The sequence below is a fragment of the Rhizobacter sp. P2_D12 genome, from assembly GCF_056404395.1.
The window spans coordinates 1-26098 of record NZ_JBFUEB010000087.1 but is presented as its reverse complement, the minus strand read 5'-3'; the positions used below and the strand labels follow the sequence as shown (position 1 = coordinate 26098).

The window sequence follows — 26098 nt, the reverse complement described above, 5'->3', positions numbered from 1 at the left end:
GCGCGGCCTCGGGCGCGTGCTGCCACACCAGCTGCTGCAGGCGGTCGGGCACCGGCTCGGTCGCGCCGGGCGCCAGGCGGGCGCGCAGCGCATCGCGGTCGGCCGCCCACAGCCGCACGCGCGCCGCCTCTTCGGGGTGCTCGTGCAGCCAGGCCTCGACCTGTGCGCGCCGCTCGGGCGGCAGCTCGCCGTCGAGCCACGCGCTCAGCGCGTCGTCGCGTTCGTCGGGGGTGGAGAAGGGGCCGGACATCTTCTGCTTCCAGTTCAAACCACGCGCCGCAGCGGTTGCGCTGCCGGGGCCGGCGAGCGGCCGTCCAGCAGCGCGCGCAGTGCGACGCGCCCGCGCGAGATGCGCGACATCACGGTGCCGATCGGGATGCGCAGAACCTCGGCGCACTCGGCATACGACAGCTCCTCGACCGACACCAGCAGCAGCGGCTCGCGCTGCTCGACCGGCAGCCGCTGCAGCGCGGCCACCAGGTCCATGCGCAGGCCGACGTCGGCGCCGGGGTCGCTGCCGCGCAGGTCCTGCTCGGCCTGCAGCTCCTGCGGGTCGACGATGGACAGCCGGCCGCCGCGGCGCAGGTTGTCCATGTGCGCGTTGTGCGCGATGCTGATCACCCAGACCAGGATGTCGCGCCGCTGGTCGAACTGGTGCCAGTGCGACAGCGCGCGCTCCAGCGCGGTCTGCACCAGGTCGTCGGCGACCGACGCGTCCACCAGCAGCGAGCGCGCATAGCGGCGCAGGCGCGGGATGGTGCCGAGCAGTTGCTGGCGGAAGCTGGTGGGGACGCTGCTCACAAGGTGTCTACGTGCTGCGCCGGCCGGGTATTCCGCAGGGGCCGCGTCAGCCGTGCCAGATTGCGCTTTCCGTCACGCCCATCGCGCGCAGGTCGCCTTCGCGGCGCTCGGCATCGTTGACGCAGAAGAACTCGTCGAGCTGCGGCGGCGCGATGCGCGTGCCCGACAGCATCGAATGCGCCTGGCCGCGGTGGTGCACCTGGTGCTGGAACAGGTGGGCCAGCAGCCGGTGCAGCGGCTCGGGGTCGATGCGCGTCGTGCGCGGCACGTCGACCACGTGGTCGAGCAGCGCCTCGTCGGCCAGCGGCGCATGGCACACCGCGAGCAGGCGCCGGTCCATGCGCTGCTGCGCGGCGACCAGTTCGGCGCAGGTCGCGCAGGGCTCCTCCGGGTCGAAGAACGAACCCGGCGCCGGATGCGGCGGCGCGCCGCGCAGGCTGCGCTCGATCGCGTCGATGTAGTAGTCGTCGACCGTCAGGTTGTGGTTCAGCGTCGCGCGGATCGACGGGAAGAAGCCGGTGCGCGGCGCGGTGAATTCATCCTGCGTCAGCTGCGCGCAGGCCTGCAGCAGCCGGTGGTTGGCCCAGGCGTTGTTGTGCGCGCTGGCGTAGAGGAGACGGGCGAGGGAGGCCATGCGAATGCTCCGAGGTCAGCGATGTTCGCGCAGCGCCAGCCGTTCGTCCAGCCAGCGCAGCAGGTCCAGCCACATCTGCCGCATCTCGGCGTCGGTGGGCGTGCGGATCGCGCTCGGCAGCTCGATCGTCACCACCGGCACGCCCTTGTGCACGCCGCCGTAGTGGCCCAGCGAGCCGGGGAAGATGCCGACCCGGTCGAGGTAGAGCCGGCCCAGGCGCTGCGGCGGCACGCTCGGGCCGTCGTAGTCGAGCACCCCGTAGGGCGCATGCACGGTGACGATGACGTCCGGCTTCCAGGCCGCCATCGTGTCGGTGACGAAGCGGCTCTCGGGCTCGGACAGCGCGCCCGGCCCGGGCCAGCGCCGTGGGTCCTTCTTCGTGCGCTTGACCCAGTAGGCGGACGCATCGCGGTCCCAGTGCGGGGTCGGGAAGTTGCGGTTCAGGTCGACGCCGTGCGCATTGGTGCGGGTCGGGCGCGGCAGCAGCAGGCCGTCGGGGTTCAGCGCGGGCACGAAGCGCCAGTCCATGCCGGCGCCGGTGTCGCCGGCCTGCGCGATCCAGTGGAAGACCAGCGCGCTCGACGACAGTTCGTCGCCGTGGATGCCGCCCAGCACCAGCACGCGGCGCGGCGCGGGCGGCGCCGGCTCGCCCGGCAACAGCAGCGGCTGCGGCGCGCCGACGTCGCGCTGGTACAGCGCGACACCCTTCACCGAGCTGGCGCCGGCCGGCTTCAGCGCGGCGCGTTCGCACAGCGCGAGGCTCAGGTTGGGCAGGCGGCGCGCCAGCTCGGGGCAGGGGCCGGCGGCCAGCGCGGGCAGGGCCAGGCCGGCGGCCAGCGTCACCCAGGTGCCACGGGCGGCGCGTCGAATCGTCGAGAATGCGCTCATGCGCCCACAGTGTAGAAGCCGGGCCACCCCCTCAAATGAGAGTTGGCGACGCGGGCGGCCGCCCGCGACAATTCCGGAATGAATGCAATGCTGAGACCCATGGCACCCAGTTTTTCGGCCCAGGAGTTCCGCGTTGCGCTCGGCATGTTCGCCACCGGTGTCACGATCGTGACCGCGCTCGACCTGAACGGCAACCCGGTGGGCCTGACGGCCAATTCCTTCAATTCGGTGTCGCTGTCGCCGCCGCTGGTGCTGTGGAGCCTGTCGCGGCGCGCCGGTTCGATGCCGGCCTTCACGCGCGGGTCGCACTATGCGATCAACATCCTGGCCGCCGACCAGCGCCCGCTGGCCGAGCGCTTCGCCGCCAAGGACGTCGACCGCTTCGCCGGGCTGCGCTTTCGCGAAGGCGTCGGCGGGGCGCCGGTGCTCGAAGGCGTGGCGGCGGTGTTCGAATGCTTCAACCGCAGCCAGTATGAAGAAGGGGATCACGTGATCTTCGTCGGCGAGGTCGAGCGCTGCGAGCGGCGCGAGGGTGCACAGCCGCTCATCTATCACGGCGGCCGCTACTTCACCGAATTGCCGCTGTAGCCCCTGGCGCGTGCGAACTCGGCGAACCACGCCACGCAGCCGGCGTTCGCCATCGCGTCGAGCTTGAACACCTGATCGGCCGGCGTGCCCATCAGCAGCTTCTTCACCGGCAGCTCCATCTTCTTGCCCGACAGCGTGCGCGGCACCGCCTCGACCTGGAAGATCTCGTTCGGCACGTGCCGCGCCGACAGCGCCGTGCGGATCTCCTGCTTCAGCCGGGCCACCAGCGCCTCGTCGAGCACGCGCCCCTCGCGCAGCACGACGAACAGCGGCATCCAGCTCTCGCGGCCCAGGTACTCCAGGTCGACCACCAGGCTGTCCAGCACCTCGGGCAAGGCCTCGACGGCGCGGTACAGCTCGGCCGTGCCCATGCGGATGCCGTGGCGGTTGATGGTCGCGTCGCTGCGGCCGTAGATGATCGCGCCGCCGCGCGGCGTGATGCGCAGCCAGTCGCCGTGGCGCCAGATGCCGGGATACATGTCGAAGTAGCTGTCGTGGTAGCGCCGCCCGTCGGGGTCGCCCCAGAAGTACAGCGGCATCGATGGCATCGGCCGCGTGCACACCAGCTCGCCCACCTCGTCGACCAGCGCGCGGCCGCGGCCGGTGGCCGGGTCGGGCTCGCTCCAGGCCTCGACCGCGGCGCCCAGGCAGCGGCACTGCATCTCGCCCTCGACCACCGGCAGCGTCGGCAGCCCGGCGACGAAGCATCCGGCGAAGTCGGTGCCGCCGGACAGCGAGGTCAGCCACATCGGCCGGCCGTCGACGTGCGGCAGGTGCTGCGCGGCCCAGCGCCAGGCGTCGGCCGGCAGCGGCGAGCCGGTGCTGCCGAGCGCGCGCAGGCGCGACAGCCCGGGCAGCCGCGCCGGCTCGATGCCGGCCTTCATGCAGCTGGCGAAGAAGGCCGCGCCGGCGCCGAAGAAGGTGGCCTTCGCGTCGGCGACGAAACGCCACAGCGTGTTCCAGTCCGGCTGCCGGCTGCGCCCCGACGGGCTGCCGTCGTACAGGCACAGCGTGGTGCCGAGCAGCAGGCCCGCCATCTGGCAGTTCCACATGATCCAGCCGGTCGCGCTGTACCAGTGGAAGCGGTCGCCGTGCGCGGCGCTCGGCCCGAGGTCGTTGTGCAGGCCCATGAACTTCAGGTGCTCGAGCACGACGCCGCCATGGCCGTGCACGATCGCCTTCGGCAGGCCGGTCGTGCCGCTCGAATAGACGATCCACAGCGGGTGGTCGAAGGGCAGTGGCTCGGCCTGCAGCTGCGCGTCGTCGCAGGTCAGCGCGTCGAAGTCCAGCCAGCCGGCCGGCAGTGCGCCGCCCAGGTTGCGCCACAGCAGCACCTGCTTCAGGCTCGGCAGTTCCTTGGCCATGGCCTGCAGCAGCGCCAGCCGGTCGTGCGGGGTGCCGCCGTAGACATAGCCGTCGCAGCCGACCAGCAGCGTCGGCTCGATCTGCCGGAAGCGGTCGAGCACCGCGACCGGCCCCATGTCCGGCGAGCACACCGACCACACCGCACCGATGCTCGCCGCGGCCAGGAAGGCCACCACCGTCTGCGGCGTGTTCGGCATGAAGGCGCAGATGCGGTCGCCGCGCGCCACGCCCAGGCGCCGGTAGTGCGCCGCGAGCGAGGCCACCTGGCGGCGCAGCTTGGGCCAGCTCCACTCGAGCAGGCTGGCGCATTCGCGCAGGCGCTCGTCCTGGAACACGATCGCCGGGTGGCCGGCCGCATGCGCCGCGTCGGCATGGCGGAACACCTGCTGCACGTAGTTCAGCTGCGCGCCGTCGAACCAGCGCGCGCCCGGCATGCGCTCGTCGGCCAGCACCTGCGTGACCGGGGTCGTCGACTCGACGCCGAAGTAGTCCCAGATCGAGCGCCAGAAGGCCTCGAGATCGGTGACCGACCAGCGCCACAGCGCGTCGTAGCCTTCGTGCGTGGTCGCGTCGAAGTGCAGCCCGCGCTCGCGCGCCAGCCAGTCGGTGTAGCGCAGGATCTGCGGTTTCGGAACAGCCATGGTGAAACCTCACTGTATGCCGATGTATTGCCAGGTGTCGCGCATGAATGGATGCCGCAGGTGGCCGATCACCCGCGGCTGCAGCACGTCGCTGACCGTGCGGTGCACGTGCGCCTTGTACGGCATGTAGGCCACCATCATGTTCTTCGCCTCGCGCATCAGCGCGGCGCGCTCGGGGCCGTCGGGCAGCACGTTCTGGCGCTCGAACAGCCGGTCGTAGGCCGGCAGCGAGAAGTGCGCGTCGTTCGATTCGTGCGAGTTCGGGCCGTAGCCGATGCCGAGGAAGAAGCCGCCGTCCGGCGTGCCGGCGACCCAGCTGAAGCCCCACATCATCAGCTTGCCGGCGCGGCCCATCTTCAGCAGGTCGGGCCAGCTCGCGATGTCGAACTCGATGCGCAGCCCGACCGCCGTCATGCACTTGCGCCACAGCTCGTTGAACTGGCGCTGCCGCTGGTCGGGCAGCGAGGCCAGGCGCAGCACCAGCGGCCGGCCGTCGGGTTGCTCGCGCCAGCCGTCGCCGTCGCGGTCGACATAGCCGTACAGGTCGAGCAGCGCGACCGCGCGCGCGACGCTGAATTCGCTCATCGTGCTGCGGTAGTCGTCCTCGTAGCCCGAGGTGAACGGCGCCACCACCGACTGCGCCTGGATGCCCTGGCCGTGGCGCAGGTCGTCCAGGTCCTGCCGGTTGTCGTAGGCCAGGCAGATCGCGCGGCGCAGCGCCACCTTCTGCGGTGCGTTGCCGCCGACCAGCGGGTGGTCCATGTTGAAGTAGGTCAGCACCATGTCGGCCTGCGCGTTGCGCTGCAGCCGCACGCCCTGGCGCGCCAGGTTGGGTGCCAGCCGGTTGCCCGGCGTCGCGATCGGCGTGAACTCCACCGGCAGCTCCAGCACGTCGAGCGCGCCGTTGACGAAGGCCAGCCAGCGCGGCTGCGATTCGATGATCACGCTGGCCTCGATGCGCTCGGCCAGCGGCAGCCGCCGGCCGGCCAGTTGCCGGGCGACCGCCTGCGCCTCGGCGTCGTCGGGGGCCGGTTCGGCCGCGAAGAACTCCTCGCGGAAGCGCGGGTTGCGCACCAGCTCGATGCGCGATGCGCGGCGCCAGCCGGCCAGCATGAACGGCCCGGTGCCCACCGGGTGCTCGGCGATGGCCGTGCCGTAGTGCTCGACCACCTCGCGCGCCACCGCGCCCACCAGCGCGCCCTGCGTGAACCAGAAGTGGAAGCGCGGGTTCGGCTCGGCCAGGCGGATGCGGAAGGTGTAGCGGTCGAGAGCGCGGATGCCCTCGACCTCGCGGTCGTAGTCGAACGGCCGGCCGCTCGTGCGGGCCTGTGCGCGCAGCTCGCTCAGGTCGCGCAGCTTCGCGTTCTCGAACACGTAGATGTTCTCGCAGTTCAGGCGCGGGTCGTAGAAGCGCTTGACGCTGTAGACGTAGTCCTGCGCCACCAGCTCGCGCGGGCGGCCGCCGAAGGCCGGGTCGTCGGCGAAGAAGATGCCGGGGCGGATGCGGAACGTGAAGGTCTTGAAGTCGGCCGAGATCTCCGGCAGCGCCACCGCGGTCTTGGGGCGTAGCTTGACCGGCCGCGCCAGGTAGTCGTAGGTGAGCGGCGGCTCGAAGATCGCTGACGCGACCAGCGCCGAGTTGACGTCGGAGATCTGCGCCGGGTCGAACCCGGTCTCGGCGGCGGCGAACGCCAGGCGCAGCGTCTTGTCGGCCCCGGCCACCGCCGGGCGCGCCAGGCCGCCGAGCGCCGCCGCCGCGGAAAGCCAGGTGCGCCGGGTCAGTGCCATCGCGTCGGGGCYGGCGCGGTCAGTGCGCCGGGCGCAGGCCGTCGTCGATGTCGATGTACTGCCAGAAGCGGCTGACGAACAGCGGGCGGCGGTAGCCCAGCACCCAGGGCTGCGTCAGGTCGGTGACGATGCGGTGCACGTTGTACTTGTGCGGCGCATAGGCGGTGACGATGCGGTTGGCCTCGTCGAGCAGCGCCAGCCGCTCCGGCCCGTCGCCGATGCCCTGCATGCGCTCGTAGATCGCGTCGAAGCGCGCGTTCTTGAAGCGGCCCAGGTTCTGCCCGCCCGCGGCCGGCCCGTACAGCAGCTGCATGCCGTCCTGCACGTCGGGCGTCGACGCGGTGTAGCCGAGCTGCCAGACCATCAGCTGCCCCGAGCGCGCGGCCTTCAGGTTCTCGGGCCACTGCGCCGCCTTGATCTGCAGCCGCACGCCGATCGCGTCCATGTTCTTCTTCCACAGCTCGTCGAACTGGCGCGACAGGCTGTCGGGCGAGCTCGCGTACTGCACCACCAGCGGCTTGCCGTCGGGCATCTCGCGCCAGCCGTCGCCGTCGCGGTCGACGTAGCCGTACATGTCGAGCAGCGCCTTGGCGCGCGGCACGTTGTAGTCGCTGTTCTCGGTCTTGTAGTTCGGGTCGTAGCCGAAGGTGTGGGGCGCCACCAGCGTCTGCGCCGGGATCGCCTGGCCGCGGCGCACGCCGCTGATCTCGCGCGAGACGTCGGTGGCCAGGCTGATGGCGCGGCGCAGCGCCACCTTCTCGGGCGTGTAGCCGCCGACCACCGGGTCTTCCATGTTGAAGTAGTACAGCGTGCGGTCCGGGTTGACGATGCGCTGCATCCGGATGCCGCGCCGCGCCAGGTTGGGCGCCAGCTTGCCGTTCGGTGCCGCCTGGTTCGCGAACTCGAGCGGCACGCCGACCAGGTCGGTCTCGCCGTTCAGGAAGGCCAGCCAGCGCGGCTGGCTTTCCTCGATGATCGAGATCACGACGCGGTCGATCAGCGGCAGCCGGCGGCCCTGGTAGCGCTTGAGCAGCGCCTGGCCCTCGGCGTCGTCGGCGTTCGGCTCGGCGCTGTAGAACATCTCGTGGAAGCCGGGGTTGCGCTCGAGCACGATCTGCGAGCTGCGGCGCCAGGCGCCCAGCTTGAACGGCCCGGTGCCCACCGGGTGTTCCATCGTCTTGTCGCCATAGAACTCGATCACCTCGCGCGCGACCGCGCCGTACAGGCTGCAGTCGGCCAGCGTGTACAGCAGCCGCGGGCGCGGCCGCGACAGCTTGATCTGCAGCGTGTAGCGGTCGAGCGCGCGCAGGCCCTCGACCTCGCGGTCGTAGTCGAACGGCGTCTTGTTCTTCAGCGCCTGCTGGCGCAGCTCGTCGACGCCGATGAAGCCCTGGTCGTTCATGTCGGAGTAGGACGGGCTCTTGTTGGCCGGGTCGAAGAAGCGCTTGAGCGAGTAGACGAAGTCCTGCGCCACCAGCTCGCGGCGCTGCCCCTTGAAGGCCGGGTCGTCCTGGAAGTAGGTGCCCGGGCGGATGCGGAAGGTGTAGGTGCGGAAGTCGTCCGACACCTCGGGCATCGCCGCGATCGCCTCGGGCTGCAGCTTGAACGGCCGCGCCAGGTAGTCGTAGCGCACCAGGCCCTCGTAGAGGTGGGTCGTGATGTAGCGCGAATACAGGTCGCTGATCTTGGCCGGGTCGAAGCCGGTCTCGGCGACCAGGAAGGCCCAGCGGAAGGTCTTGGCCGTCGGTGCACCGGCGGGGGCGGAGGCGGGCTGCGGCTGCGCGGCGGCGTTGCCGGCCAGGACCAGCGCGGACGCGGCGGTCAGGAAAAGGCGTCGGATCATGGGGTGGTGCGCGCCTGCTCGAGCGCGGTGTCGATGTCGATGAATTTCCAGAACTCGCGCACGAACGGGTTGCGGCGGTAGCCCAGCACCCACGGGTGCATCAGGTCGGTGGCGATGCGGTGCGCGCTGATCTTGTACGGCGCGTAGGCCACCATCAGCTTGCTGGCCTCGCGCAGCACCTGCTCGCGTTCGGGCCCGTCGCCCAGGCGGCCCTGCTTGACGAACAGCTCGTTGAAGGCCGGCAGGTCGAAGCGCGAATGGTTGGCGCCGCCCTTGTTGGGGCCGTAGGCGAGCGCGAGGAAGGTGTCGGCGTCGGGGGTCGTCGCCGACCAGGCCACGCCCCACATCATCAGCTTGCCGGCGCGCGAGGCCTTCAGGTTCTCGGGCCATTGCGCGGTCTTGAACACCATGCGCAGGCCGACGGCCCGCATGCTCTTGTCCCACAGCTCCGCCAGTTGGCGGCTCTGCTGGTCGGACTGGGTCGCGTACTCGAGCACCAGCGGGCTGCCGTCGGGCTGGTCGCGCCAGCCGTCGCCATCGCGGTCGACGTAGCCGTAGGTGTCGAGCAGTGCACGCGCCCGGTCGGGGTCGTAGTCGCTCATCTCGGTCTTCACCGTCGGGTCGTAGCCGTAGACCGCCGGGGCGATCGCCGTCTGCGCGGGGATCGCCTGGTTCTTGCGTGCCTGCTGCAGCTCGACGGGCGCGTTGTAGGCCAGCGAGATGGCACGGCGCAGCGCCACCTTCTCGGGCGTGTAGCCGCCCACCACCGGGTTGTCCTGGTTGAACAGCGCGGCCAGCACCGCATCGACCAGCGGCGCCTGGTCCATCTGGATGCCGCGCTTGGCGAGGTTCGGCGCCAGCCGGTTCTTCGGGATCGCGATGCCGGAGAACTCGCTGGGCAGGCGGTCGAGGAAGTCGCTCTGGCCGTTCAGGAAGCTCAGCCAGCGCGGCTGCGCCTCGCCGATGATCGAGATCTCGACCCGGTCGAGCATCGGGATGCGCTTGCCCTTCATCGCGCGCGCGATGGCCTGCGAGCGCGGGTCGTCGGCGGCGGCCTCTTCGTCGTACAGCCGTTCGCGGTAGCCGGGGTTGCGCTCCAGCACGATCAGCGAGCTGCGCCGCCAGTCGGCGAGCCGGAACGGCCCGGTGCCGACCGGGTGGGCCATGATCTTGTCGCCATAGAACTCGACCACCTCGCGCGCGACCGCGCCGAAGGCCCCGGCGTCCGTCATGATCTGCTGGTGGAAGCGCGGCGACGGTTCGGCCAGGCGCACGCGGAAGGTGTAGCGGTCGAGCGCGCGAATGCCCTCGACCTCGCGGTCGTACGGGAAGGGCTGCTTCGAATCGAGCGCCTGCTTGCGCAACTCCGACAGGCCGAGCAGCCTGCAGTTCTCCAGCAGGTACAGGTTGGGACTCTTCCACTGCGGGTCGTAGTGGCGCTTGAGGGTGTAGACGTAGTCCTGCGCCACCAGCTCGCGGCGCTGCCCCTTGAAGGCCGGGTCGTCCTGGAAGTAGGTGCCCGGTTTCAGCGTGAAGGTGAAGGTCTTGAAGTCGTCCGAGATCTGCGGCATCGCCACCGCGGTGTTCGGCTTCATGCGCGCCGGGCGGGCCAGGTAGTCGAAGGTGATGGGCGTCTCGAAGATGCCGGCGGTGACGGTGCGCGAATAGAGGTCGCTCAGCTGCACCGGGTCGAAGCCGGTCTCGGCGATCGGGAAGGCATAGCGCAGCACCTTCGGTGCCGGCGCGGCGGGGTCGGCGGCAGCCGCGTGCACCGCGGCGGTGAAGGCCAGGCAGAGCGCGAGCAGGCGAGCTGCGCCACATCGGATCATGGTCGGGAACTCCTGGTGGGAGGGCGCGCCGCAGCGCTCGTGGCGCGGCGGCATGCCGGAGGCGCGAAGTCTAGAGCCTGCCCGGGGCGGCTGTCCTCCGGGCTTGCCCCGCCTGCGCCGCGGGAACTTTCCGATCGGCATGCAAGTTGCGTGCGCTGCCGGGTTCCTGAGGGCAAACGCGGGGCGAAGGGCTTTGGACCGGGCCTTAGACTCGCGCCTGCCCAGTTTCTGGCAACTGCCGGCGCGATGCCGCCCGCCGCCCCCACCCGGGTCGGTGGGGCGCGGCCGGTCCTCTCTTCTCGACCCGAGACGCTTCACGACAATATGGCCGCCTACCTGATACGGCGCCTGTGGCAAATGATCCCGACGCTGATCGGGGTGGTGCTGCTGGTGTTCTTCCTGTTCAAGTACTTCGGGGGCGACCCCGCCGAAATCCTCGGCGGGCTGAATGCCACGCCGCAGCAGATCGACGCGATCCGCGAGCAACTCGGGCTGAACAAGCCGGTGTGGCAGCAGCTGCTGATCTACTTCCGCAGCATCGTCACGCTGGACTGGGGCCACAGCTGGGCCACCAACGAGGCGGTGAGCAACATCTTCGCGACGCGCGCGCCGGCCACGCTGACGGTGATGATCCCGATCCTGGTGCTGGACACGCTGGTGGCGCTGCCGATCGCGATGTGGGTGGCGTACCGCCGCGGCTCGCTGGCCGACCGCAGCATCATGGTGGTCTCGACCGTGGCGCTGTCGGTGTCGTTCCTGGTCTACATCATCATCGGGCAGTACCTGTTCGGCTTCCAGCTCGGCTGGTTCCCGGTGCAGGGCTGGAGCGACAGCACCTGGACCAACCTGGTCACCTACGTGCCGCTGCCGGTGCTGCTGGCGCTGCTGGTGGGCCTGGCGCCGCAGACGCGRCTGTACCGCACCTTCTTCCTCGACGAGCTGGGCCACGACTACGTGCGCACGGCGCGCGCCAAGGGCATGACCGAGGGCACGGTGCTGTTCAAGCACGTGCTGCGCAACGCGATGATTCCGATCGTCACCAACATCGCGCTGGCGCTGCCCGGCGTGTTCGTCGGCTCGTTCCTGATCGAGGTGTTCTTCTCGATCCCGGGCCTGGGCCGCGAGATCATCCTGGCGGTGAACCGCAGCGACTACCCCGTCATCCAGGCGGTCACCGTCTACCTGGCGATGCTGACGATGCTGGTCAACCTGGGCGCCGACATCCTCTACAAGCTGATCGATCCCCGGGTGGTGCTGAAATGAGCGCAGTCCTGACTCCCCCCGTCCTCGGGCCGCGCCAGTCCGAAGGCGTGTGGCGCGCCGCCTGGAAGCGGCTGCGCAGCGACCGCGTCGGCATGGTCGCGATGGTGGTGGTGCTGGCCTTTGCCGCGCTGGTGCTGCTGGGCACCGTGGGCCTGCTGGCGCGCGACTGGCAGAAGGAAGTGGGCGTGCCGAATGCGCCGCCCACCTTCATGGGCCCGGCGCCCGCGGTGGAGCAAAGTGCCATCCCCGTGCCCAAGGGGCCGAACGTCGACCTGTCGGCGGTGGACCCGCTGGCGCCGCGCTACAAGGAATGGGACGAGCGCGCTGCCAGGTTCAAGGCCGAGGACACGGTGAAGCGCGAGACGCTGCCCTTCGGCGGCGACCGCCTGGGGCGCGACGTGCTGGCCAAGGCGATGAAGGGCACGCAGACCTCGGTGTTCGTGGGCCTGCTGGGCGCGGTGGTGGCGACGCTGATCGGCACGCTGCTGGGCGCGCTGGCGGGCTTCTTCGGCGGCAAGGTGGGCGACTTCCTCGAGTGGCTGTACAGCGTGTTCACGGCGATTCCGGACATCCTGCTGATCTTGTCGTTCGCGGTGATCTTCGGGCGCGGCATCGGCAGCGTCGCGATCATCCTGGCGCTGGTCGGCTGGACCGGGCTGTACCGCCAGGTGCGGGCCGAGTTCCTGAAGCATTCGGTGCGCGAATACGTGCGTTCGGCGGAGGCGATCGGCGCATCGGCCGCATCGCGCATGTTCCGCCACATCCTGCCCAACATCAGCCACGTGATCCTGGTGCGCATGTCGCTGCTGGTGGTGGGCTTCATCAAGTTCGAGGTGATCCTGTCGTACCTGGGGCTGGGCGTGGGCGTCGACGACGTGTCGTGGGGGACCATGCTGGCCGAGGCGCAGAGCGAGCTGATCCTCGGCTACTGGTGGCAGCTGGTGGCGGCCACCGCTTTCATGGCGGTCTTCGTCACGGCGTTCTCGCTGTTTGCCGATGCGTTGCGCGATGCGCTGGATCCGAAGCTGCGGGGGCTGGAATGAGCTTGTTGTCGATCAAGGACCTGCGGGTGTCGTTTCGCACCAGCAGGGAAGGCGGCGTGGTGCAGCGTGCGCAGGCGGTCGGGCGCGACATCGACGGCCAGTCGGTGGGCGTGAGCTTCGACGTGCCGGAGAACACCACGGTGGCGCTGGTGGGCGAATCGGGTTCGGGCAAGAGCGTGACCGCGATGTCGATCCTGAACCTGCTGCCGAGCAATGCCGAGCGGCAGGGGGCGATCAGCTTCCAGGGCCGCGACCTGCTGGCGGCCACGCTGCCCGAGCTGCAGGCGCTGCGCGGCAAGGACATCGCCTGCGTGTTCCAGGACCCGATGAGTTCGCTGAACCCGGTGTTCACGATCGGGCAGCAGCTGAGCGAGCCGCTGATGCGCCACCTGGGGTTGACGCGCAGGCAGGCGCTGGCGCGGGCCGAGGCCTTGCTGGTCGAGGTGGGGCTGCCGGAGCCGAAGCGGCGCTTGCAGGCCTACCCGCACGAGTTGTCGGGTGGGCAGCAGCAGCGCGTGATGATCGCGATGGCGCTGTCGTGCGAGCCCAAGCTGCTGATCGCCGACGAGCCGACGACGGCGCTGGACGTGACGATCCAGCGCCAGATCCTGGAGCTGCTGGCGCGGCTGAAGACGCAGCACCGCATGAGCATGCTGTTCATCACGCACGACCTGGGCGTGGTGGGCGAGATTGCCGACCAGGTGGTGGTGATGCGCCAGGGCACGGTGCGCGAGCAGGGGCCGGTGGCGGGGATCTTCAGTGCGCCGCGCGATCCGTACACGAAGGCGCTGCTGGCCTGCCGGCCGTCGCTGGAGCAGCGCGGTGCGCGGCTGATGGTGATCGACGACCACATCGCGGGCCGCGAGGCGGCGGCGGCACCGGCGCCCAAGGATGCGGCGGCGCCGATCGTCATCGACGCGAGCAACCTGACCAAGAGCTTCTGGCTGCGCAGCGGCGTGTTCGGCCGCAAGGAGTTCCGCGCGGTGAAGGGCGCGAGCTTCACGCTGCGGCGTGGGCACACGCTGGGCGTGGTGGGCGAATCGGGATCGGGCAAGACGACGATGGGGCTGACGCTGCTGCGCCTGCACGAGCCGAACGGCGGCCCGGTGGGCGGGCGCGTGATGTTCGACGGCAAGGATCTGCTGGCGCTGAGCCGGCGCGAGCTGTTGCCGATGCGCCGGCGCATCCAGGTGGTGTTCCAGAACCCGTATGCGTCGCTGAACCCGCGCTTCACGATCGGGCAGACGCTGACCGAGCCGATGGCGATCCACGGCATCGGGCGCGATGGCGCCGAGCGCGAGGCCCGGGCGCGTGCGCTGCTGGGCAAGGTGGGGCTGGACGACAGCGCGATGCACAAGTACCCGCACGAGTTTTCGGGCGGGCAGCGGCAACGCGTGGCGATCGCGCGCTGCCTGACGCTGGACCCGGAGGTGCTGGTGCTGGACGAGGCGGTGAGCGCGCTCGACGTGTCGGTGCAGGCGCAGGTGCTGAACCTGCTGAAGGACCTGCAGGACGAGCTGGGCCTGTCCTATGTCTTCATCAGCCACGACCTGGCGGTGGTGCGCTTCATGGCCGACGAGGTGCTGGTGATGAAGGACGGCGAGGTGGTCGAGCRGGCGAGCGTGGCGCAGATCCTGGAGCAGCCGCAGCAGGACTACACGAAGAGATTGCTGGGGGCGATTCCGCGGGGGTATCGGGTGGCGGTTTGATCAACCCGGTGCGAGGTGCAGGTCGGCCCTGTCGGGAACCGGAGCCACCTGCTGGAGCAGATGGTATTGATCCTCCAATGGATAGTTGCTGTAGCCGAACTTGATTGCAGCCTCGTAGGTCTTGCAGATCTCGACGATCTCGCCTTGCGCAATCACCACATACTGCCCTCGATGCTTGAGCAGCAACGTGGGCAGCCGTCTCTCGAACGTCTGGAGATTTTGCCTGAGTGCTTCCGTTTCACCCACTGAGACCTCCGAGCTGTCAGCTGCACGATTGGTTGTCGGAGAGCGGGGTCTCCGGAGCGAACGAAATGCCACCAACATACCATCAAGCTAACAGATCCGCCCTACACCCACCTACGCCTCACCTTGAGTTGAGAGCCAAGATTGCCTGCGTGCATGGATTACTCTTGGAAGTACTCTGTGAGTCGCTCATGCAACTCATGATGGCCACGAGGATATTTACCAAATATTCAAGGGCGCGATGAAAAATCTCACGCGTCCGTACCTTTCTTGCAGAGCGGCACCCCCCACCGACAAGGTGAGTCTGCCCGTCGATTTCCTCGGCACATCGTCCGGAACCGCGTATATTTTCAACCGGAAGCCGCTACGATTTGTGCCCGACCACCATGGTGTGGCCAGATTTATCTGGCCTTGAAGCAAGGTTGCCGAATGGTCACCCACTTGCCAGTCACACTTTGCCTCTAGAAGTAACGGATGCAGGATTGGATTCTCTACTTGCTTCTCGACGATCAATCCAAGTTGATACCATCCAGCCAGCTCATGCTCAAAGGTCACGCTACCCTGCAACGCTCCCTCCTTTTCCAAGAGCTCAATCTCAAAAAGAGGAGAATTCGACCTTGGTGGTGAGAATATCTTTGCAAAACGACGCAGCTTGGGTCTTCCTGCCAAGAGGTTGAATATGATGTCGCGCCTTATCCATGCGGCGACAAGCACAATGAACGTCGTCATTGTTACGAATAATATTTTCATGGCCAACCCTTCTAAGGCGCGAAAATAGCTGTGCCTTCTGAGGCCCAACTGGCAACCACGCTCTCGTCGATCACGCAATTCGGAGAGCCGGTATCGACCAGGAAATGCGCGACGACCGACGGAACACCGTGTGGCGCGTTCGCATACAAGTGCTGCTGAGCCAACAAGCTCGGCTTGACCTCAACTTGTATGACCGGGCGATCGCCGGCGATATGAAAGGTCAGCTGGCCCGACATGCGAGGTGCATGTCGGCTCGATCAGGGATCGGAACCACCTGCTGCAGTAGATAGTATTGATTCTCCGATGGATAGTGGCTGTAGCCGAATTTGATGGCAGCCTCGTACGTGTCGCAGATCTCGACAATCTCGCCTTGCGCGATCACCACATGCTGCCATCGATGCTTGAGCAGCAACGTGGGCAGCCGTCTCTCGAACGTCTCAAGATTTTGCTTGAGTGCTTCCGTTTCACCCACTGTGTGTGACCTCCGAACTGTCAGCCGCAAGATTGGTTGTCAGCAAACGGCGATCCTCTCAAAAAGCTCGGCCGACAGAATATCAAGCACCCACGGAAAAGTCTGAATCATCACCGGCATGCCATGCAGCGGCCGCATCCCAAAATCGGCCAAGCCCTGTGCGCCGGAGGCATGAGCCGGACTCCCGTCGGCGCGCGGTTGACTAGCATTTGCTTAGTGCTTCGAGTAATCGGACCTTGGCGTCTGCATTGGACGCAAGATGGCCGACGACCCATCCTATATCAACATCATCCAGCGACCACCCGTCCTCAAACCAGTGACGAAGCCAAGGCCTGAAGTACGAAACCGACTCTGACTCGACGTCATCTGAAATATGCAGCGTGGCAATTCCAGCACCAAGAATATTAAATCGAGAAACACTCCAACGGACACTAACGCTCCCCAGCGCCCGCGCTCTGCATCCATCAAATACTATCCATTCATTTTCCAGAAAATATACAGCTAGAAATACCTCGCGAAGCCTGCCTTTCGAGAATCCAATGACCTTGGAACCGAATCCAACAGCCCCCCCCTTCTCGGCCTCTTCCTTTAATGATTTGAATGATGGGCCTTCTATGGCTAGCTCGAAAAGTTCGGCCTGCCACGGCGCACCATTCGTTAAATTTCTCAGCACCACTTTTCTTGGTGAGCTCGACCGATCATTGATTGAAGTCATTTCTCGCACTCGCAAGTCGCATCTTCAGACTTCATCAATTGGTCAATCACACCAAGACCTCCCAAGCCAAGTATGCCTGCATTCCATTTTGGATTTGAAACCCCTGCTCGAGCAATTGCATAAGCATCCCCTTTCAACGCCGCTTTGGCGAGAATGGTCTTGAGTGAAGGGTCACGATCGAGCGCGCCTATCACAGATCGCATGATGGATCGATATTCGCTTTTTGCTGCAGCACGGGCAGCGTAGGCGGCCTCCACGGTAGACACCCCTTTTGGAATAGAGGCCACTCGCGACATGTAACCAAGTCTCCCTGCGATAGGAAGCAGTGTTGAATACCATTGCCCAGCATCGCGCATAGCTTGATATGCGGGCGTGCACCTAACACCCCCATCAATTTCCCAACCTTGACGAATCGATCTACTTGGGCTGAATCCAAAGAAGCTTATTCCATCTCCAAAACCTGTCACAGCGTCCACAAAACCTTGATCCGGCGATGGTAAATCAGCTGCGCTCCACAGCCCGCTCGGGTCCATTAGGAGAAGTGGGTTTCCCTCGACGTATGAAAATGTGTTAATCCCACCAGTCAATCCTGCCGGATCTGATTGCGAGTAGCTGCCCCTTGAGGAATCGTAATTCCGAAAGTAGTTGTACCAAAGCCCGCTCTCCGCATCCGCATACTGCCCCGGGAAGCGAAGGTTCTGCGTGAAGGCCCCGAGCCCATCCGGATTGGTCTCCGGCGCCGTCGTCCCGAAGGGCTCGGCCAGCCAGCGCCAGCGGGTTGCGTTGCTCTGGTCCACCACGATGCGTGGCGCGTTCAGGTGATCGGCGTGGATGTAGTACACGAGCGGCTGTCCGCTCGGGTTCGCCGGGTCGGGCGTGAACATCGCCACCGGGATGTTCTCCAGCCACACGTACTCGCGGATCGCCTGGCCGTTCTGGTCGTACTCGCCGAGCAGTCGCCCCTCCAGGTCGTACACGAAGACGATGGTGCTGCCAGCGCCCGCGCTCGTGAACTTGCGGATGCGCCGCTTGTTGGCGTCGTAGCTGTAGGTGCCGGTGATGCCCGCCTTCGTGATGCTGGCCACCGAGCCGTTCAGGCCGTAGGTGGCGGTGTAGCCTGCGCTGTCGCTGGTCGTGTTGCCGGCGTTGTCGTAGCCGAAGCTTCTGGCCGGGTTGCTGATGCTGGTGAGCCGGTTGCTCGTCGCCTCGGTCGTGTACGTGCTCGGGCTGCCGTTCAGGCTCACGCTGGTGCGGTTGCCGTTGGCGTCATAACTGATAGCCCAGCTCGCGCTGTTCGTCGTGATGCTGGTGATCCGGCTGTTCTCGTCGTAGCCGAAGCTCTGGTCCAGCGCCGGTTGAACTGTGCCGTTGCTCGCCAGCAGGTGCGTGAAGCCGACGATGCGGTCGGCCGCGTCGTAGGTGACGTCGCGCAGCACCCCGCCGATCGGGTAGCGCACCATGCGTCCGCTCAGGTCGTAGCTGCGCTGGTGCGAGACCAGGCCGCTCGCCATGTGCCAGTCCCAGCCGCTGATCGGGCCGAAGGGCTCCCAGGTCACGTTGCTGATCAACGGGACCGCGGTGCTGCCCGCGTCCTTGGCCAGGCTGATGCCGATGATCTCGCCGCGGTCGCGGATGATCGTCAGCTGTCGGCCAGAGTGATAAGTGATGCTGGTCAGGTCGCCGAAGGTGTAGCCATACTTTGTCGACGTGATCACCGCGGCGCTGTTGGCACCGGGGGTGGCGTACACCGCTTGCACCGCTTCGGTGATCCGCCCTCGCGGGTCGTACCTGAAGCGCGAGGCCCCGCTCGGGTGATCGGTGCGGCTCAGACGCCCGATGCTGTTGCTGTAGTTCGCTCCGGTCAGGTCCCAGCTCCAGCTCACCGTCTGTGGGGTCTGTCCGGCTTGCGTGTGGACCACGCTCGTCAGCCGGCCTTCGAGGTCGTAGCTGTAGGTCTCGGTGACGCCACGGCTGTCGGTGCGGGTCTTGATGCGCCGCGCCGCGTCGTAGGTGATGTTGGTGATGCCGGTGTCCGGGCTGATCAGCTGGGTCGCGTCGCCGAAGCCGTTGCGCGGGTACTGGGTCACCAGGTTCCTCGGGTCGGTCACCTGGGTCGGCTGGCCGCCTCCGTCGTAGCCGATGCTCGTCTTGCCGTTCTTCGGGTCGGTGACGTCCTTCACCCGCGACAGCGCGTCGTAGCTGGCCTTGGTCTGCAGGTTCAGGCCGCTCGGGTCGCGGGTCACCTTGGTGGGGTTGCCTTCGGCGTCGTATTCGTAGGTGCGCACCGTGGCCGGGGACACCGGAGGGGTGGGGACTTGAGCCCAAGAGACGTGGTGGGCCAGTGCAGTCAGGCTGGCCGCGATCAGGGTGAGTCGCATGCTTGTCTTCTTGTTCATGGCTTACTCCCTCCCCGTGCCTTGTTGCGCCCGGCCCAGCGCGTCCATCACGCGGGCCAGCGTGCGCTTGAGGGTGCCTGCCGGGTCCTTCGCTTTCTCGCTGGTGCGGTTGCCCGCGTTGTCCAGCACGTAGTCGATGCGGTTGCTCTTGTGGTCGTACACCGCCACCTGCCGGTGTGCGTCGTCGTAGTCGAAGCCCACCCACGCGCCGTTGGGCAGCATCACCTGTTTGAGTTGACCGGCCGCGTCATAGGTGTAGCTCGTCGCGTCCGAGCCGACCGTGCTCGACAGCAGCCGCTGCCGCAGGTCGTAGGTGTTCACGGTCACCACGCCGTTGTCATCGGTGCTTCGCAGCACCTGGCCCAGCTTGTTGTATTCATTGAAGGTCGTCACCTTGCCGAGCGAGGTCGTGATCGACTGCAGGTCACCGCGCGTGTGGGTGGCCGTGGTGTCGGTGTAGTAGACGTAGGTGGTCGTGCCGCTGTCGGCATCGGCGACCGTGAGCACCTGGCCGTCTTCGTTGTAGGTCCAGGTGGTGACGATCACGGTCGCGCCGGCTTGCGGCGTGGCGCTGAAACCCAGGTGCCCGTCCGCATCGGTGGTCTGCTGCACCACGCGCTTGCACAGGGATGCGGCCGGCTTGCCATCGAGCAAGGTCGCCGCACTCGGTGCGCAGCTGATCGTCGCATTGCCCGCGAACGGATCGGGCTGGCCGTTGTAGACGTAGGTCGTGATCTGCCTCGGGGCGGCCACCTTGGTGGGCAGGCTCCAGTCCGGGTGCCACTGCGTGCTGGTCTTGGTGGCACCGGCCGGCAGGCTGGCGTTCACCGGCGTCACGGCGTTGCAGTCCTGCGTGGTCAACCCCACCACGCTCGTGATCACCAGGTTGCGCGCCAGGTCGTTGACGTAGCAGGTTCGGGTGCCGTTGAAGTTGTCGCGGCTGGCGATGTTGCCGTTCGCGTCATAGCTTTGGCTCCTGCTGCTGGCCAGGCTGCCCGCGCCGCCCTGCTGGCCCTGCGCGCTGAACAGGTTCTTGCCGTTCAGGCTGATCGCGCTCCACGTGGTCGTCTGCCCGCTCGGCTCCGTCATCACCGTGCCCGTCGGCAGGCTCCAGGTGTGGAAGCGCGCGACCGCACTGCCATAGCTCTGCTGCGTCACCTGGATGCTCGGCGGCGTCGTGTAGCTCACCGTGTACCTGTCCACCCCGCCCGCGTGCTCGGTGCTGATCGCCCGGCCCTGCGCGTCGTAGCCGAAGGTGGCATACCGGATGCCGCGCTCGTCGCCCACGCCGGTCAGCGCCCAGGGCAGCGCCGCGTTCTCGTACAGCAGGCTCTTCGTCTTGCCGTCCGCCCAGGTGATGCCCACCAGGTTGTTGCGGCTGTCGTGGCTGAGCGTCGTGACCTGCCCGCTCGCATCCGTGATGCTGCTCAGCCGCAGCGCGCCATCGGTGAACACCGTGTAGCCGAAGCCCAGACTGCGCCCCAGGTTGTCGCTCACCTGGCTCAGCGTGTTCATGCCGGTGCCGCTGTACGTGAAGGCGATGCGCGTGCCGTCCGGCCACGCCAGGGCCGTCAGCAGCCCCAGGCCCGTATAGGTCTCCTGCACGTTGCTGCGGCCGTCGGTGTACAGGTAATCCCCGCCGGGCAGCTGCACGAATCGATCCGCGTTGCCCGGCTCGCCCACCCGCGGGCCGCCATCCGTGCTCGTCATCGTCTTGCTCGCCCCGTTGCCGCGCGGGAAGACGGTGGGCACCGGCAGCCCCGGGGCCGAGTCCCCGGCGCTGATCGTGACCAGGTTCACCCGCCGGTGCAGGTTGCTGGACCACTGCTGGCTGCCCATCACGGTGCTGCGGTTCTCCGCCACCGCGACGTCGGTCAGCGCACCCGTCGTCGTCGGGATCCGGTTCGCGTTGTCGTAGGTGAACTGCAGCGTCGTGCGCCCGATCGCCAGCCCCGTGTCCAGCACCTCGTGCTTGACCCCGCGCAGCGGATAGATCGGGTTGCCCTTGCACACCTCGCACTCCGGCGGCGGCGGGGCGCTGGCCCATGGCACCACGGTGTCGGGGGTGCACTGGCTGGCGGTGCTGTCGGGCCTGTAGCCGTCGTTGCAGGTGCAGGTCGGCGACTCAATGAACCCGCTGGCATTGGCCGGGCAGCTGTAGGCATGGCCCTCGCGAAAGGTGTAGGTCCACCAGCCGGCGGTCCCCCAGCCGAACGGAAGATCCCTGCAGTCCTTGCACACGACGTTGTAGCAAATGCCGTCCCCGTGATTGGAGCCGCAGTACGCACCGTCGTTGACACCGGCCGGCAGGTATCGGTAGATGCCCACGCACGTCGTGCCATGCGCGAACATCACCACGGACTCCACGCAGTTCGCCACCGTCTGCGGCCCGAAGACTTCCCGCGAGGCGTCGAACTCCACCGTCTGCATCGGCGGCACCGGAATCGCAGCGACCTGCCCTTCGGCATGAGCCAGGCCTTGCAGTCCGCACAGCAGCGCCAGCACCATGCCAGCCACGCTCCCCAGTTGCCGCAGCCACGCTCGCAACAGCCCAACGCAAAGCGCTCCACCGCTACGGTGGAGGCCCGATGACCTCTTCATGAACTCCTCCTCGTCGACCTCGTCACACGCCTTGCTTCGCGCCCTGGGTACTTCTTCAGGAGACTGCTTGAAACGCGAGCCGGCGGATTAGAACCGAACTGCGATGACTGAAGCAACGGGTACAGAGATCAGGCCCTTCGATCTACCGAAACACCGCACTCACCAACCACAAGTTCGCCGCACTGATCAACGCGAACAAGCTCCACGCCCCCGCCTTCAGCCACGGCCCGTTGGCGAACACGCCCATCAGGTCGCGCCGGCTGGTGAAGCGGATCAGCGGCCAGATCGCGAACGGCAGCTGGAAGCTCAGCACCACCTGGCTGGCCACCAGCAGCTTGCCGACGCCCGCCTCGCCCAGCCACAGCACGCCGCCCAGCGCCGGCAGCAGCGCCAGCCCGCGCGTGATCAGCCGGCGCTGCCAGCACGGGATCCTCAGGTCGAGGAAGCCCTCCATCAGGATCTGGCCCGCGATGGTCCCGGTGAAGGTCGAGCTCTGCCCGGCGGCCAGCAGCGCAACGCCGAACAGCACCGACGCCAGCACCCCGCCCACCAGCGGGTCGAGCAGGTGGTACGCATCCTGGATCTCGGTCACCTGCGTGTGCCCGGTGCCGTGGAAGGCCGATGCCGCCAGCGTCAGGATCGCCGCGTTCACGAGCAGCGCGAGCGACAGCGACACCACCGTGTCCAACGTCGACAGCTGGATCGCCTCGCGCCGGCTCGCGTCGTCGGCGGCCACGTGGCGCGTCTGCACGATCGACGAATGCAGGTACAGGTTGTGCGGCATCACGGTCGCGCCGAGGATGCCGATGGCCAGGTACAGCGCCTGCGGGTCCTGCACGGCCGACAGCCGCGGCACGAAGCCCTGCGCCACCGCGCGCCAGTCGGGCCCCACCATCGCCAGCTCGACCGCGTAGCACACGCCGATCGTGACGATCAGGCCCAGCACGATCGCCTCCACCTGCCGGAAGCCCTTGCCCTTCAGCCCCAGCACGATCAGCGTGTCGAACGCGGTGATCACGATGCCGGTGACCAGCGACACGCCGAACAGCAGGTGCAGCGCCAGCGCACTGCCCAGCACCTCGGCCACGTCGCACGCGATGATCGCCAGCTCGGCCAGCAGCCACAGCACGCGGCTCGTCGCCTTCGGGTAGTGGTCGCGGCAGGCGCGCGCCAGGTCCTTGCGCGCCACCAGCCCCAGCCGCAGGCTCAGCGTCTGCAGCAGCATCGCCGCCAGGCTCGACAGCAGCACCACGCACAGCAGTGCGTAGCCGTAGCGCGAGCCGGCCTCGATGTCGGTGGCCCAGTTGCCGGGGTCCATGTAGCCCACCGACACCAGCAGGCCCGGGCCGGCCACGCGCAGCAGCTTGCGCCACAGCGGCACGCCGGCCGGGATCGCGATGCTGCCGCGAACCTCGGACGGGCAGAACGGGGCGGTGGCGGTGCGCGGCAGCGTGAACATCGGGTCGGAGGGCGGTGGGTCTGCCGCGCATCCTACCGGCCCGCCCCATGCTGACAACACGCTGTCAGCAGCCGCCGCGCAGCATCACGGCTCCGTTCAACGCCCCTTCCCGGAGATTGCCATGACCGATGCCGTGCGCAGCGCCCTCAACTGGTTCGAGATCCCGGTCACCGATCTCGACCGCGCCCAGTCCTTCTACGAAAAGCTCTTCGCCACCTCGCTGCGCCGCGAGCCGATGGGCGACGTGACGCTCGCGGTGTTCGGCTACGACGAACCTGGCATCGGCGGCTGCCTGATCGCCGGCGAGCGCGTGGCGCCGCCGTCGCAGCAAGGCACCATCGTCTACCTGAACGCCCAGCCCTCGCTCGACGCGGTGCTCGAGCGCGTGCAGGCGGCCGGCGGCCAGATCACCACGCCCAAGGTCACGCTGCCCGGCGACATGGGCTGCTTCGCCCACATCGCCGACAGCGAGGGCAACCGCATCGGCCTGCACGCGCTGGCGTAGCATGCGCGGCTGGAGACGTCGATGAACGCCACCCCCGGCCCCACGAAGGCCCCGCCCACCGATGCGACGCGCTGACCGCCTGTTCCAGCTGGTGCAGCTCGTGCGCGGGCGGCGCCTGACCACGGCCGAGTTCATCGCCGAGCGGCTCGAGGTCTCGGCGCGCACGGTCTACCGCGACGTCGCCGACCTGCAGCTGCAGGGCGTGCCGATCGAAGGCGAGGCCGGTGTCGGATACCGCATGCGCGCCGGCTTCGACCTGCCGCCGCTGATGTTCAGCGGCGAAGAGGCGCAGGCGCTGGTGGCCGCCGTGCGCATCGCGCAGCCGCGCCTGGATGCCGCGCTGGCCGCGCGCGCAGATGCCGCGCTGTCGAAGATCCTGTCGGTGCTGCCGAGCGCCGCGCGCGCCGCGGCCGAGAGCCTTGCGCTGTATGCACCGTCGTTCGAGTTCGATCCGCGCGCTCGCTCGCACCTCGAATCGCTGCGCCTGGCCACCGAGTCGCGCCGCCGCGTGCAGCTGCAGTACGTCGACCTGAAGGACGTCAGCAGCGAACGCACCGTGCGCCCGCTCGGCTGCTTCTACTGGGGCGCGGTGTGGACGCTCGCGGCCTGGTGCGAGACGCGCGAGAACTTCCGCAGCTTCCGCGTCGACCGCATCCGCCAGCTCGTCGTCACCGAGCACGCGTTCCGCGACGAGCCGGGCAAGACGCTGGCCGACCTGTTCCGCCACAACGAGGCGGAGGCCGAGGCCCACCGCAACGCGACCGCGCCCGACGGCATGCTGCGCTGACGGCCGCGCCGGGGTCGCCCGATAAGATGGCGCGCTTCGCACCCCGGGCCGCCTCGATGATCCAGCTGTACTACTCCCCCAGCACCGCCAGCATGGCGCCGCACATGCTGCTCGAAGAGCTCGGCATCCCGTTCGAGCTGGTGCGCGTCGACCGCGAACACGACGCGCACAAGTCGCCGGCCTACCTGAAGCTGAACCCGAACGGGCTGATCCCGGTGCTGGTCGACGGCGAGCTGGTGTTGTACGAGACCGCCGCGATCTGCCTGCACCTGCTGGACACGCACCCCGCGGCCGGCCTGGCGCCGGCCGTCGGCAGCGCGCAGCGGGCGCACTTCTACAAGTGGCTGGTGTGGCTGTCGAGCAGCCTGCAGTCGGCGCTGATCTCGTACTTCTATCCGCACCGTTACGCGCATGACGATGCGGCGGTCGCGCAGGTGAAGGAACGCGCCGAGGCGCGCATCGACGCGCTGGTCGACCTCCTCGAGGCCGAGCTCGCATCGCACGGCGGGCCGTGGCTGCTGGGCGAGTCGTTCAGCGCGGTCGACCTGTACGCATTGATGCTGTGCCGCTGGACGCGCGGGTTTGCACGGCCGGCGCGCAGCCTGCCGGCGCTCGGGCCCTACCTGCAGCGCGTGCTGGCGCGGCCGGCGGTGCAGCGGGCCTATGCGACGGAAGGGCTGAAGCAGCCGCACGTGTAGCCCGGATGCCCATCCGGGATGTGTCGGACAACCCCCGGATGGGCATCCGGGCTACAGGCGCCGCTGCCAGAACTCCGTCAGCGGCGTCACCGGCTTCGCCAGCAGCCGCTCGTTGACCAGCGCGCGCCCCCAGTCGCCGCCCCCGCCCTGTGCGCAGGCCGCCAGCAGCGTCTGGTCGACGATGTCGCGCTGCGCATGGCTGCCGCCGATGCGGTGCAATTGCCCGCGCAGCGGCGCGATGCGCTGCACGGCGGCCTGCACATCGCCTTGCCCGAACGCCAGCAGGCCTTGCAGCAGCGGCAGCGCCACCTCGCTCGCCATCGCCGCCTGGCCCGCAGGCAGCGCCGGCCATTGCAGCCGTGCCGATTCGACGAAGGCCGCCGCATCGTCCCAACGCTGCGCCCCGATCAGCGCCATCAGCGCATGCAGCGCGTTGAATGCCGAATGGCCGACGCCCACCGGCGACACGTCCCAGTCGCGCGCCAGGTCCGGCCAGCGCGTGCCGGTGTCGACGCCCATCAGCTGCAGCCGCCACAGCAGCGCCGCCGCATCCAGCCGCTGCAGCGTGAACGACGCGTTCTGCCCGCCCAGCCGCTCGTCGTACAGCGCCAGCGCAGCGCCGGTGTCCAGCGTCTCCAGGTGGAACAGCCCCAGGTGCCACCAGTGGTGCCCGGCAAACCCGTTGCCCTCCGACCAGTCGCCCTGACGCTGCCGCAGCCACGCGATGCCGTCGGCGGGCCGGCCCTGCATCTCCATCACGTGCGCGACCGCGTGCGTGGCCCACGGCACCTTGGCCGTGCCGGCGCAGGCCTCGCGGCCGGCCGCCTCGGCGGCGTCGTACAGCTGCGATTCCTCCAGCCCGAAGGCGTGCATGCCCAGCACGTACGGCCGCAGCGCATCGCCCTGCGGCCATTCGGGCAGCACGCGGGCCACACGCTGCCGCAACGACAGCGCGTCGCCGCGGTGGAAGTCGAACAGGTGCGCCCACTGCAGCGCGCAGCCGTCGCGCGGATGCGCCAGCAGGATCTCGTCCCACAGCGCGCACGCGCCCCGCCAGTCGCCGGCGGCGCAGGCCTGCGC

Annotated in this window: 24 protein-coding genes; 7 read left to right on the top strand and 17 right to left on the bottom strand. The window is 68.1% G+C overall.

Going from position 1 to position 26098, the window contains the following annotated elements; translation table 11 throughout:
- From AC1DYN_RS24220 to AC1DYN_RS24205, 4 genes are all read right to left on the bottom strand, one after another.
- The coding region (locus AC1DYN_RS24220) for an anti-sigma factor family protein (RefSeq protein ID WP_477963818.1) at window positions 1-250 on the bottom strand (250 nt) is incomplete at its 3' end.
- Window positions 251-264: 14 nt separating this feature from the next.
- A complete protein-coding gene (locus tag AC1DYN_RS24215) occupies window positions 265-801 on the bottom strand; it encodes a sigma-70 family RNA polymerase sigma factor (protein WP_477963816.1) in 537 nt (178 codons plus the stop codon).
- Between the two features lie 46 nt (window positions 802-847).
- Window positions 848-1435 carry a DinB family protein gene (locus AC1DYN_RS24210; protein ID WP_477963814.1) on the bottom strand — a complete coding sequence of 196 codons (588 nt, stop codon included), beginning with the start codon at window positions 1433-1435 and terminating at the stop codon, window positions 848-850.
- A 15-nt stretch (window positions 1436-1450) separates the two neighbouring features.
- The gene (locus tag AC1DYN_RS24205) at window positions 1451-2323 is read right to left on the bottom strand and encodes a M14 family zinc carboxypeptidase (protein ID WP_477963812.1); all 873 of its coding nucleotides are present in this window, start codon (window positions 2321-2323) and stop codon (window positions 1451-1453) included.
- 99 nt (window positions 2324-2422) lie between these two features.
- On the opposite strand from AC1DYN_RS24205, the gene AC1DYN_RS24200 reads away from it, so the two are divergent.
- Window positions 2423-2911: a flavin reductase family protein gene (locus AC1DYN_RS24200; protein WP_477963810.1), complete on the top strand. Its 489-nt coding sequence runs from the start codon at window positions 2423-2425 to the stop codon at window positions 2909-2911.
- Here the strand turns inward: AC1DYN_RS24200 and AC1DYN_RS24195 are convergent.
- The 4 genes from AC1DYN_RS24195 to AC1DYN_RS24180 are packed head-to-tail and all read right to left on the bottom strand — an operon-like array spanning window position 2887 to window position 10377.
- Entirely contained in the window at window positions 2887-4917 is a 2031-nt protein-coding gene (locus tag AC1DYN_RS24195) for an acetoacetate--CoA ligase (protein ID WP_477963808.1), read from the bottom strand. The two genes, AC1DYN_RS24200 and AC1DYN_RS24195, sit on opposite strands and share 25 nt — an antisense overlap.
- A 9-nt stretch (window positions 4918-4926) precedes the next feature.
- Window positions 4927-6705: an ABC transporter substrate-binding protein gene (locus tag AC1DYN_RS24190; RefSeq protein ID WP_477963807.1), complete on the bottom strand. Its 1779-nt coding sequence runs from the start codon at window positions 6703-6705 to the stop codon at window positions 4927-4929.
- 19 nt (window positions 6706-6724) lie between these two features.
- Complete coding sequence (locus AC1DYN_RS24185; protein ID WP_477963805.1) at window positions 6725-8548, bottom strand: ABC transporter substrate-binding protein; 1824 nt, start codon at window positions 8546-8548, stop codon at window positions 6725-6727.
- The gene (locus AC1DYN_RS24180; RefSeq protein ID WP_477963803.1) at window positions 8545-10377 is read right to left on the bottom strand and encodes an ABC transporter substrate-binding protein; all 1833 of its coding nucleotides are present in this window, start codon (window positions 10375-10377) and stop codon (window positions 8545-8547) included. The genes AC1DYN_RS24185 and AC1DYN_RS24180 overlap by 4 nt, the downstream gene beginning before the upstream one ends.
- Before the next feature lie 324 nt (window positions 10378-10701).
- Between AC1DYN_RS24180 and AC1DYN_RS24175 the strand changes: the two genes are divergently transcribed.
- Genes AC1DYN_RS24175 through AC1DYN_RS24165 form a run of 3 tightly spaced genes read left to right on the top strand, consistent with a single transcriptional unit; the run spans window position 10702 to window position 14392 of the window.
- On the top strand, window positions 10702-11640 hold the full coding sequence (locus tag AC1DYN_RS24175; protein WP_477963801.1) for an ABC transporter permease: 939 nt from the start codon (window positions 10702-10704) through the stop codon (window positions 11638-11640).
- A complete protein-coding gene (locus AC1DYN_RS24170; RefSeq protein ID WP_477963799.1) occupies window positions 11637-12683 on the top strand; it encodes an ABC transporter permease in 1047 nt (348 codons plus the stop codon). Before AC1DYN_RS24175 ends, AC1DYN_RS24170 begins: the two co-directional genes overlap by 4 nt.
- On the top strand, window positions 12680-14392 hold the full coding sequence (locus tag AC1DYN_RS24165) for an ABC transporter ATP-binding protein (protein WP_477963797.1): 1713 nt from the start codon (window positions 12680-12682) through the stop codon (window positions 14390-14392). Before AC1DYN_RS24170 ends, AC1DYN_RS24165 begins: the two co-directional genes overlap by 4 nt.
- Here AC1DYN_RS24165 and AC1DYN_RS24160 read toward each other — a convergent pair whose 3' ends face one another.
- From AC1DYN_RS24160 to AC1DYN_RS24125, 8 genes are all read right to left on the bottom strand, one after another.
- Complete coding sequence (locus AC1DYN_RS24160) at window positions 14393-14638, bottom strand: hypothetical protein (RefSeq protein WP_477963795.1); 246 nt, start codon at window positions 14636-14638, stop codon at window positions 14393-14395. It lies immediately after the preceding gene.
- 216 nt (window positions 14639-14854) lie between these two features.
- On the bottom strand, window positions 14855-15385 hold the full coding sequence (locus AC1DYN_RS24155; protein ID WP_477963793.1) for a hypothetical protein: 531 nt from the start codon (window positions 15383-15385) through the stop codon (window positions 14855-14857).
- An 11-nt stretch (window positions 15386-15396) separates the two neighbouring features.
- A complete protein-coding gene (locus AC1DYN_RS24150) occupies window positions 15397-15621 on the bottom strand; it encodes a hypothetical protein (protein WP_477963791.1) in 225 nt (74 codons plus the stop codon).
- Window positions 15606-15857: a hypothetical protein gene (locus tag AC1DYN_RS24145; RefSeq protein ID WP_477963789.1), complete on the bottom strand. Its 252-nt coding sequence runs from the start codon at window positions 15855-15857 to the stop codon at window positions 15606-15608. Before AC1DYN_RS24145 ends, AC1DYN_RS24150 begins: the two co-directional genes overlap by 16 nt.
- A 202-nt stretch (window positions 15858-16059) precedes the next feature.
- On the bottom strand, window positions 16060-16572 hold the full coding sequence (locus AC1DYN_RS24140; protein ID WP_477963787.1) for a hypothetical protein: 513 nt from the start codon (window positions 16570-16572) through the stop codon (window positions 16060-16062).
- On the bottom strand, window positions 16569-18968 hold the full coding sequence (locus AC1DYN_RS24135) for an RHS repeat domain-containing protein (protein WP_477963785.1): 2400 nt from the start codon (window positions 18966-18968) through the stop codon (window positions 16569-16571). Before AC1DYN_RS24135 ends, AC1DYN_RS24140 begins: the two co-directional genes overlap by 4 nt.
- A 3-nt stretch (window positions 18969-18971) precedes the next feature.
- The gene (locus AC1DYN_RS24130) at window positions 18972-21476 is read right to left on the bottom strand and encodes an RHS repeat domain-containing protein (protein ID WP_477963783.1); all 2505 of its coding nucleotides are present in this window, start codon (window positions 21474-21476) and stop codon (window positions 18972-18974) included.
- 235 nt (window positions 21477-21711) lie between these two features.
- The gene (locus AC1DYN_RS24125; RefSeq protein ID WP_477963781.1) at window positions 21712-23028 is read right to left on the bottom strand and encodes an Nramp family divalent metal transporter; all 1317 of its coding nucleotides are present in this window, start codon (window positions 23026-23028) and stop codon (window positions 21712-21714) included.
- A gap of 121 nt (window positions 23029-23149) precedes the next feature.
- Here AC1DYN_RS24125 and AC1DYN_RS24120 point away from each other — a divergent pair, with 121 nt between their 5' ends.
- From AC1DYN_RS24120 to AC1DYN_RS24110, 3 genes are all read left to right on the top strand, one after another.
- Window positions 23150-23533 (top strand): VOC family protein, encoded by a 384-nt coding sequence (locus AC1DYN_RS24120; RefSeq protein WP_477963779.1) that lies wholly within the window; start codon window positions 23150-23152, stop codon window positions 23531-23533.
- Between the two features lie 61 nt (window positions 23534-23594).
- The gene (locus tag AC1DYN_RS24115) at window positions 23595-24320 is read left to right on the top strand and encodes a helix-turn-helix transcriptional regulator (RefSeq protein WP_477963777.1); all 726 of its coding nucleotides are present in this window, start codon (window positions 23595-23597) and stop codon (window positions 24318-24320) included.
- Window positions 24321-24376: 56 nt separating this feature from the next.
- On the top strand, window positions 24377-25018 hold the full coding sequence (locus tag AC1DYN_RS24110) for a glutathione S-transferase family protein (protein ID WP_477963775.1): 642 nt from the start codon (window positions 24377-24379) through the stop codon (window positions 25016-25018).
- A 51-nt stretch (window positions 25019-25069) separates the two neighbouring features.
- Here the strand turns inward: AC1DYN_RS24110 and AC1DYN_RS24105 are convergent.
- Window positions 25070-26098, bottom strand: a 1029-nt coding sequence (locus AC1DYN_RS24105) for a tetratricopeptide repeat protein (protein WP_477963773.1), incomplete at its 5' end; no start/stop codon positions are given.

Coding starts and splice junctions, on each gene's coding strand:
- AC1DYN_RS24210 (WP_477963814.1), bottom strand. CDS start 1,435: ATGGCCTCCCTCGCCCGTCTCCTCTACGCCAGCGCGCACAACAACGCC.
- AC1DYN_RS24205 (WP_477963812.1), bottom strand. CDS start 2,323: ATGAGCGCATTCTCGACGATTCGACGCGCCGCCCGTGGCACCTGGGTG.
- AC1DYN_RS24200 (WP_477963810.1), top strand. CDS start 2,423: ATGGCACCCAGTTTTTCGGCCCAGGAGTTCCGCGTTGCGCTCGGCATG.
- AC1DYN_RS24195 (WP_477963808.1), bottom strand. CDS start 4,917: ATGGCTGTTCCGAAACCGCAGATCCTGCGCTACACCGACTGGCTGGCG.
- AC1DYN_RS24190 (WP_477963807.1), bottom strand. CDS start 6,705: ATGGCACTGACCCGGCGCACCTGGCTTTCCGCGGCGGCGGCGCTCGGC.
- AC1DYN_RS24185 (WP_477963805.1), bottom strand. CDS start 8,548: ATGATCCGACGCCTTTTCCTGACCGCCGCGTCCGCGCTGGTCCTGGCC.
- AC1DYN_RS24180 (WP_477963803.1), bottom strand. CDS start 10,377: ATGATCCGATGTGGCGCAGCTCGCCTGCTCGCGCTCTGCCTGGCCTTC.
- AC1DYN_RS24170 (WP_477963799.1), top strand. CDS start 11,637: ATGAGCGCAGTCCTGACTCCCCCCGTCCTCGGGCCGCGCCAGTCCGAA.
- AC1DYN_RS24155 (WP_477963793.1), bottom strand. CDS start 15,385: ATGAAAATATTATTCGTAACAATGACGACGTTCATTGTGCTTGTCGCC.
- AC1DYN_RS24150 (WP_477963791.1), bottom strand. CDS start 15,621: ATGTCGGGCCAGCTGACCTTTCATATCGCCGGCGATCGCCCGGTCATA.
- AC1DYN_RS24140 (WP_477963787.1), bottom strand. CDS start 16,572: ATGACTTCAATCAATGATCGGTCGAGCTCACCAAGAAAAGTGGTGCTG.
- AC1DYN_RS24135 (WP_477963785.1), bottom strand. CDS start 18,968: ATGAACAAGAAGACAAGCATGCGACTCACCCTGATCGCGGCCAGCCTG.
- AC1DYN_RS24130 (WP_477963783.1), bottom strand. CDS start 21,476: ATGGTGCTGGCGCTGCTGTGCGGACTGCAAGGCCTGGCTCATGCCGAA.
- AC1DYN_RS24125 (WP_477963781.1), bottom strand. CDS start 23,028: ATGTTCACGCTGCCGCGCACCGCCACCGCCCCGTTCTGCCCGTCCGAG.
- AC1DYN_RS24120 (WP_477963779.1), top strand. CDS start 23,150: ATGACCGATGCCGTGCGCAGCGCCCTCAACTGGTTCGAGATCCCGGTC.
- AC1DYN_RS24115 (WP_477963777.1), top strand. CDS start 23,595: ATGCGACGCGCTGACCGCCTGTTCCAGCTGGTGCAGCTCGTGCGCGGG.
- AC1DYN_RS24110 (WP_477963775.1), top strand. CDS start 24,377: ATGATCCAGCTGTACTACTCCCCCAGCACCGCCAGCATGGCGCCGCAC.